The organism is Sphingopyxis sp., from assembly GCF_036402335.1.
Taxonomy (GTDB): Bacteria; Pseudomonadota; Alphaproteobacteria; order Sphingomonadales; family Sphingomonadaceae; genus Sphingopyxis.
Genome location: NZ_DASWTD010000295.1, coordinates 1 through 7,395, shown reverse-complemented (window position 1 = coordinate 7,395; position 7,395 = coordinate 1). Strand labels below are relative to the sequence as shown.

General features: G+C 66.3%; 6 protein-coding genes. 3 read left to right on the top strand and 3 right to left on the bottom strand.

Annotated features, from left to right (window positions below):
• Positions 1-52: 52 nt before the first annotated feature.
• The 3 genes from VGD20_RS09215 to VGD20_RS09205 are packed head-to-tail and all read right to left on the bottom strand — an operon-like array spanning position 53 to position 5,982.
• Positions 53-811: a hypothetical protein gene (locus tag VGD20_RS09215; RefSeq protein ID WP_331134156.1), complete on the bottom strand. Its 759-nt coding sequence runs from the start codon at positions 809-811 to the stop codon at positions 53-55.
• On the bottom strand, positions 798-2,885 hold the full coding sequence (locus VGD20_RS09210; RefSeq protein ID WP_331134155.1) for an adenylate/guanylate cyclase domain-containing protein: 2,088 nt from the start codon (positions 2,883-2,885) through the stop codon (positions 798-800). Before VGD20_RS09210 ends, VGD20_RS09215 begins: the two co-directional genes overlap by 14 nt.
• A 4-nt stretch (positions 2,886-2,889) precedes the next feature.
• Positions 2,890-5,982 carry a CHAT domain-containing protein gene (locus tag VGD20_RS09205; RefSeq protein ID WP_331134154.1) on the bottom strand — a complete coding sequence of 1,031 codons (3,093 nt, stop codon included), beginning with the start codon at positions 5,980-5,982 and terminating at the stop codon, positions 2,890-2,892.
• Positions 5,983-6,191: 209 nt separating this feature from the next.
• On the opposite strand from VGD20_RS09205, the gene VGD20_RS09200 reads away from it, so the two are divergent.
• Genes VGD20_RS09200 through grxD form a run of 3 tightly spaced genes read left to right on the top strand, consistent with a single transcriptional unit; the run spans position 6,192 to position 7,142 of the window.
• On the top strand, positions 6,192-6,518 hold the full coding sequence (locus VGD20_RS09200; RefSeq protein WP_331134153.1) for a DUF1476 domain-containing protein: 327 nt from the start codon (positions 6,192-6,194) through the stop codon (positions 6,516-6,518).
• 10 nt (positions 6,519-6,528) lie between these two features.
• The gene (locus tag VGD20_RS09195) at positions 6,529-6,762 is read left to right on the top strand and encodes a BolA family transcriptional regulator (RefSeq protein WP_331134152.1); all 234 of its coding nucleotides are present in this window, start codon (positions 6,529-6,531) and stop codon (positions 6,760-6,762) included.
• A 47-nt stretch (positions 6,763-6,809) separates the two neighbouring features.
• Complete coding sequence (gene grxD, locus VGD20_RS09190; RefSeq protein ID WP_331134151.1) at positions 6,810-7,142, top strand: Grx4 family monothiol glutaredoxin; 333 nt, start codon at positions 6,810-6,812, stop codon at positions 7,140-7,142.
• Positions 7,143-7,395: the final 253 nt, after the last annotated feature.

Here is a 7,395-nt window from a genome sequence, read left to right as displayed (position 1 = left end):
GGATATTATCAGATGGACCCGGCGGGTACAATGGCCGCCCGGTCCTTTCGGCTTACCCCGCTTCTGCCTCCGACATCGTATCGACCAGCCGGTTGAGCTGCGGCGCGCACCCCTTGGTCATCAGCATGTCGATCGATCCCTCGACCGTATCGGGGACCGCATCGATCCTTGCGAAACGTACGGTCACCGGCGCGGCGAGGCCGCCACCCGACAGGCGATAGTCGACGCCGTTCTGCACGGGCAGGATGTCGGTGGGCCATTTGCGGAAATTGGCTCCGTCGACCAGCGCCACGGTGGTCTTTTTGCCCGCGCTTTCGATCTCGAGGGCGGTGTCGCCTTCCATATTGGGGCGCCACAACAGCAGCGTCGCGGGATCGGCGACGCAGAAAGTGCCGCCTTCGCGATAATCGAGCAGCCACAGGTTGGGCGCGCGGGCCTCGACCGGCGCCGGATCATCGGAGCCGCGCGAAAACCCGCCGCGCGACCGCATCGTTGGCCCTTTGGCGAGCATCCGTGTTACCGTGCCGCTCATCGACTGGCTGGCCTGGATTGTGCCGCTGGCGCCGAAGGTGCCGGGCCCCGACAGGGTACGGGTCTTGCCCGCCTGCATCAGCACGACCTTGTCGCCCGCGACGAGGGTGAGCTTGTCGCCGGATTTGAGCTTCGCGCCGGTCGGATATTTGCCGGCCGACGGCCCGGTCGAGCGGACAACCATCGATTGCGCGGCGGCGGTCCCGGCGACGGCAACCGCGATGATCGCGGCAGCGGCGGTGAGGCCGATGCGGCGCATCCGGAAGTCAGGAAAGGACATAGCTTTCTCCTTTTTCGGTCTCTTCCAGGCGTTCTATCAGGAACATGATCGATGCATCCTGAGCGAATTCGCCCGCCAGCGCTGTGGCGCCGGTCACACGGGCATTTTTATCGCCCGCGACGTGCGCCGCGACAAGCGCCGCGATGCGGGCGCGCCGTTCCGGGACAAGATCGGGGCGCGGCGTGAAGACGTCGACCGGCTGTGCGCGGCCGCGCAGCGTCACCCGCCCCATCGGCACCAGATCGTCGCGGCCCGATCGCGCCGCAGCTTCGGCCGAGATCAGGACGCCCGTTTTCAATTCCTTGTTCGCCGCCTCCAGCCGCGATGCCGTGTTCATGCTGTCGCCGAGCGCCGTGTACTGGATGCGCCCTTCGCCGCCGAAATTGCCGACGATCGCGTCGCCGACGTGGAGTCCGACGCGGGTCATGCCAAGCGGCGGGACGCCTTCGGCGAGGTCGGTCCGGAATTTCTCGCCCGCTTGGTACAGGGCGATCGCGGCCGCCGCCGCCCGCGGTCCGTCGTCGGGCCGGCTGAGCGGTGCCCCCCAGAAGGCAACGATGGCATCGCCGACGAATTTGTCGATGGTGCCGCCATGCTGCAGAACGATGTCGCTCAGCCGGTCGAGATATTCGTTGAGCAGGCGCGCAACGGTTTCCGGTGTCGTCGCGTGACTGAGCTTGGTGAAACCTTCGAGGTCGGTGAAGACGCAAAAGATGTTGCGCCGTTCGCCGTGGAGCGAGAGCTGGTCGGGATCGCGCATGATCTGTGCCGCGACGTCGGCGGGCAGATATTTGCCGAGCGCCGACTGCGCAAAGGCGCGCTGGCGCGACCCGACGGTGCGCGCCGCGGTGCCGACCGCGGCATAACCGAACAGCCAGCCGATCGCCCAGCCGAAGGTCGGCAGCGTCGTCGTGTCGACGCCCCGGCCCTGAAGCCAGAAGGGAAAAGCCACAAAGAAGGCCATCTGGCCGAAGAAGGCCACCGCGACCCAGCGCGCGCGCAGGTCGATGAGGCTGGTCAGCCCGCCCGCGAGGACGACGAGGGCCGCGAGCGCCCACAGCACCGGGCCCGGCAGCGGGTGCGACCAGGCCTTGTCGAGTTGCTGCGCCAGCATATGGGCGTGGACCTCCAGCCCGATCATCGTTTCATGCTGGCCGGTGATCGCGTCGGGAAAGCGGCTGAGCGGCGTGTTGAACTGGTCGTTGTCGATGATGTCGCCGCCGATCAGGACGTAGCGACCCTTGACCAGCTCCGAAAAACCCGCGCGCATATCGGCGTCCATCGGCATCGCAAAGGTGTCGATCGGGATATTGGCAAAGACCGGTTCCTCCTGTCCCTTCGCGGCGCGCGCGGGGACGAGGAAGCGGATATTGCCCTGGAAATTCGCGTGTGCAGGGTCGACGGGGGCGAGCGCGTTGGCCATCAGTGGCGGCAAATTCTTTGGCCGGTGGGGCCAGTTGCGGATGACGTCGTCGTCGTCGTTGCGGAACAGCACGCTCGTCGGCTTCGTCTTGTCCGTCGTGACGTCCGCGATGAAGGCCTCGAGGAATTTTTGCTGTTCGTAGAAGATCGTGTTCGGGTTGCTCGCCTGTTCGGCATAGGCGAGCCACGTCGGCGTCTTCATCGCGCGCAGCTGCGCCTTCAGTACATCGTCGTCGGGGCGCGGCGAGTCGAAGGCGATATCGATGCCGATCGCCTTGGCGCCCATCTGGTCGAGATTGCCGAGCGCATTGGCGAGGAGCGTCCGGTCGAGCGGCGACCGGATACCGGTGTTGAACAGCGTCTCGTCATTATAGGTGACGAGGGTGATGCGCTTGTCCTGCTCGACATGCGGCGCCATCAGCGTCGCGCGCGCGTCGTAAAGCGCGCGCTCGGCGGCATCGACGAGCGGCATCTGCCAGCTGAAGCGCGCGATCAGCACGGCGACGAGCAAAAACAGCATCGTCGCCGCCATCCGCGACGGGCCGAGCTGCATGACCAGCCGGCGTACCCGCTTGCGTAGCGGCACGGCGGCCTGCTGGCCGTCCGGCGCGGCGGGGTCCGTCGCGGGAAGGATCGTTTCGGTTGTTGTCATCGGATCAGCGGGCGGCGCGGCCTGCGGTTTCCCCGCGTTGCGCGGTCACAGTGCCGCTGTGCAGCAGCGCCTGCCCTCCGTCGCCGATGATTGCGAAGCCCGCCCAATAATAGGGATGCGACGTTTGTTTGTCGTCCATCAGCCGCATCTGCGTACCCCACAGGGCATCGGCGATGCTCGTTCCCTGATTGGCGGTGAACAGCCCGCCGATCAGGCGCTTGGTCGCGTCGAAATCGTCGGGAGCCGGCCAGTGGCTGGCGATAACCGACCGGCCGCCCGCACCGATGAAGCTGCGGACCAGCCCGTCGAGCGCATTGCCCCCACCGCTTGCCAGCCCCGCCTCGCGCGTTGCCGAAACCGACGCCGCACCGGCGGTGTCGCACGCCGAGAGGATCACGAGATCGGCGTCGATCTTGAGGTCGAAGATTTCCTGGAAGGTCAAAAGCCCGTCCGAATCGCTGTCGCCGAACGAGGTAACGAGCGCGGGCCGCGCCGGGCAGGCGGGGCGGGGCGCCGTGACCAGCCCGTGGGTTGCGAAATGGATGATCCGGTAATCATTAAGGTCGGTGCGGTTTTTCACCGCGGTGTCGGTAAAGGCACCGCCGGTGAGCAACGTCGCCGCCTCGCGTCCCATCGCATTGCGCGCCGTGACCAGTTCGTCGGCCGAAACCGGCCGCGCCCATTGCGACACGTCCCACAGGCAATCGCCATCGACGCTGCCGCCCGCCGCGCCGCGTGTGCCGAGCGAAGGCAGCCGGCCGCTGACGGGCAGGTTTTCGCCGAGCCCGAAATATTGACTCGCCGCCTTCGACGGTGCCGTCTGCCGCGCATTGCGGAAGCCGAGGGTCGAGACCGCGGTGCTCGGCCGCGTCGTCCGGCCCAGCCACGCGATCTGGCGCATGTCGAACGGATCGGCGTCGGGGTCGAGTAGGCGCTGTTCATAGGCGGCAAGCCCGGTATCGGCGGTGACGAGCAGGTTGACCGGGAGCCGCAGCATGCCGCCGTCGGGTTCGAAGATCAGGTGCGGGACGGTCGGCAGCCGCGCCGCGACCGGTCCGAACAGCTGGCCGTAAAGCTTGTACGCCGTGGCGGCGTCGAAGGGATAGGTGACGCGGCGGCCGTTCTCGACGATCGAGATGGTCGAACGGATCGTGTCGACCGCGGTGTCGAGCCCCGCGGCGGTGATATCCGATTTCCAGAGCTTGGCGCCGCCCTGTTCGATGAGCATCGCATAGACCGCGTCGCCGACGACAAGCATTTTCAGATAGGCTTCGTCGGGGCGCAGCACCTGCTGCAATTCGGCCAGATCGAGCTTGCCCGGCGCCACGACGCGATATTGCGGGAAGGCCGACAGCGCGACGACCGTCTCCGCCTGCTGGAAGCCGAGATTGTCGAGCTGGGTCTTGAGGTCGGCGCGCAGCGCATTGATTTCGGGTGACGCCGGAAGCTGCGCGAGGCGTGCGTCCTCGATCCGCGCGCGTTCGATATCGCGGTTCAGCGTCGTCGCCTGCCTGAAAAGGCGTGCGCCGTCGTCGCTCCCGCTCGACAGCTCGCGCGCGAGCACCGCCTGCGTGTCGGCGACGCCGGGGCGGACCTGCAACTGACTGGCGACGAAGAAATCGCCGATCGCACTCTGGTCGGTCGCCGCGCGGCTGGCGAGCAGCCGGTAATAGGGCGCCATCATATTCGCCATGCCGGTGGTCGAGCGCTGCGAGCTTGCGAGCGCCGCGACGACCTCGCGGTATATCGCGAGCGCCTTGTCGTCCTGCCCGCGGCGGGTCAGGAAAGCGGCATAGCGCGCGCGCGCCGAGGCGAGCGCGTTGGTTTCGGGATATTCAATCGCCAGCGCATTGATCGATTCGAGGAAGCGCGCGTCGGCGGCGGCATTATTGCCCTGCGCTTCTTCGGCGAGCGCAAGTTCGCCCAGCATCTGCGAGCGCAGGCGGATGATCGAGGTGACGCGGCCTTCACGAACCGCGAGAGCGTCGGTCAGGCCCTTGAGCTGCGCCGCCTCCGCCGCCTGCGCATTGCCGCGCAGCCGTTCGACGGTGCCGAGCAGATGCACGGCCTGCGCGTCGATGATCTTCGCGCGTTCGAGCGGGGTCAGCCGTTCGCGGTCGGAGGTCTGGCGGACGGCGCGGGCATTGCTGCCGCTGTTCACGCCGGCGACGATTTCGGGCGTCAGCGTCACCGCGCCGCCGGTCGTCGTCACGGCGTTGGAGAGCGGCGGGATCGGCCTTTGCAGCAGGTCGGCGGCGCCATCGTAGTCGCGCTGGTTCAGCGCGTTGATCGCGCGGAAATTGCGGCGCAGGCGGAGCTGGACGGGGTCTGCGGTCGGGATTGCCTCCGCTTCTGCGAACAGGCGTTCGGCCTCGGCAAATTCGCCGAGGTTCGAACGCTGGAGCGCGCGGTTCAGCGTGAATTCCGTCGGATCGATATCGGCGGCGGATTGTTCGTCCAGCGCGCGGCGCGAGAGCGCCTCGAAAAATTCGGCCGCCTCGGCATAATCGCCGCTGTGGTTGCGCCGGTATCCCTCGGCCAGCGCCTTGTCGACGTCGATCGTGCCGGCGAGGGTGCGGGCGAAGCCGTCGTTGCCGCCGACCGAAGTCGTCGCAACCTTGATCACGCCCGGTACGACCTTGCGCTGGCGGATCGATTCGAGCGCGAGACCCAGCGCATCGCCGTAAGCCGCGAAGCCCTCGACGCTATAGACATTGCTTCCGGCCGCTTCGACACGCGTTGTCCAGGCGATATTGCTGTCGCCGACGGTGCAGGCGCCATCGGCGGCGCAACGGATCGTGCCGGCGCGGCCCTGTTCGATCCGCGTCCGCGCCTCGGCTTCGCTCGCGCGCAGCAAGCGGACGGTGCCGACGGGCTGGCTCGCATCGCGGCAGATGATCGTCCAGGCGCGGTCGAACATGCCCTTGATCACGCCGTCGCGAACCGTCGCCTGCACCTCGCACAGCGAGCCGCCCTGATCGCCGATCGAGAAACTGTCGCGGAGTGTGAGGTCGTCCCCCCGCGCAAGCGCAGTGCCGGGCGCGGCCAAAGCCAGCAACGCCAGAATCGGCACGAGATGCGGACGTCGAGCGGTCATCACCAATCCCCCAAACACAAGCAGAGAAACACCGTGCCGGCGCACTGCCGGCAAGGCGCAGTCTTTTATTGCTGCGGTACGACCCATTCCCTGACTTCGGACCCTAAACCCTTCGTAAGCGAAAGGGAAGTGATCTGCCGCACACGCGGCTTGCGCCGCCGGGACGCGCAACCTATCTGCAAGGCGACATTCATTCGGACGAGGACAAGATGAGCGGATTCGACGATCGTGAACGCGCCTTCGAGGCGGAATTTGCACGCGACCAGGAGGTTCAGTTCCGGATTACCGCGCGCCGCAACCGGCTGGTCGGCGAATGGGCGGCCGAACGCATGGGGCTGACGCCCGAGGAAACCGACGCCTATGCTAAGGCGGTCGTACAGGCCGATTTCGAGGAAGCGGGCGACGAGGATGTCATCCGCAAGCTCGCGGGCGACCTGACCGCGGCGCAGGTCGAGATCAGCGACGCCGAAATCCGCGCGGCGCTGAACGAAAAGGCGGTCGAGGCGCGCCGCCAGTTCATCGACAAGCAGAACTGAGGCCGTCGCGATGGGCATGCGCGAGGATGATTTGCGGGCGATGATCGTCGCGGCGTTCCCCGATGCCGAGGTCAGGGTCACCGACCTCGCTGGCGACAACGACCATTATGCGGCGCATGTCGTCAGCGAAACCTTCCGCGGTATGACGCGCGTCGCACAGCACAAGGCGGTCTATGCCGCACTTGGCGGGCGGATGGGCGGCGAACTTCATGCCTTGCAATTGACGACCGCCATCCCCTCATAAGGGGCTGACACGAAATTTGCGGCGCCGGGCGCCACCGGAGACTGACTATGACCGACCCGACCACTCACGACCGCATCGCCAAGCTGGTCGCCGACAACCCCGTCCTCCTCTTCATGAAGGGCACGCCTTTGTTCCCGCAGTGCGGCTTTTCCTCGCGCGCGATCGCGATGCTCGACCGCCTCGGCGTCGAATATGAAACCGTCGATGTGCTGCAGGACATGGAAGTGCGCCAGGGCATCAAGGAATTTTCGGACTGGCCGACGATCCCCCAGCTTTATGTGAAGGGCGAATTCGTCGGCGGATCGGACATCATGATGGAAATGTGGGAAGCCGGCGAGCTTCACACGCTGATGACGGATATTCCGGCGCGCGCCGAATAGGTCGCGCGGCTCTCGAATGACAAAGCCCACCGGTGGATTGGCTCCGGCGGGCTTTTGTTTGTCTGTTATGAGGTGGAGGGCTGCCGCTGCAACATTGTCCAAAGGTCAGTAAAGGTCAGCCTTGTGCGCCGTTCCATTTGACCCTGCCGGGTGCTGGAAGCGCCCGGCCCTGAGCGTTTGCCCACACCGGCCGGCAAACGCTTTTGTCCACCCGATGAAAGAGCCGAAATGAAGGCTGGCATGGCCGGATAAT

Coding starts and splice junctions, on each gene's coding strand:
- VGD20_RS09215 (WP_331134156.1), bottom strand. CDS start 811: ATGTCCTTTCCTGACTTCCGGATGCGCCGCATCGGCCTCACCGCCGCT.
- VGD20_RS09210 (WP_331134155.1), bottom strand. CDS start 2,885: ATGACAACAACCGAAACGATCCTTCCCGCGACGGACCCCGCCGCGCCG.
- VGD20_RS09205 (WP_331134154.1), bottom strand. CDS start 5,982: ATGACCGCTCGACGTCCGCATCTCGTGCCGATTCTGGCGTTGCTGGCT.
- VGD20_RS09200 (WP_331134153.1), top strand. CDS start 6,192: ATGAGCGGATTCGACGATCGTGAACGCGCCTTCGAGGCGGAATTTGCA.
- VGD20_RS09195 (WP_331134152.1), top strand. CDS start 6,529: ATGGGCATGCGCGAGGATGATTTGCGGGCGATGATCGTCGCGGCGTTC.
- grxD (WP_331134151.1), top strand. CDS start 6,810: ATGACCGACCCGACCACTCACGACCGCATCGCCAAGCTGGTCGCCGAC.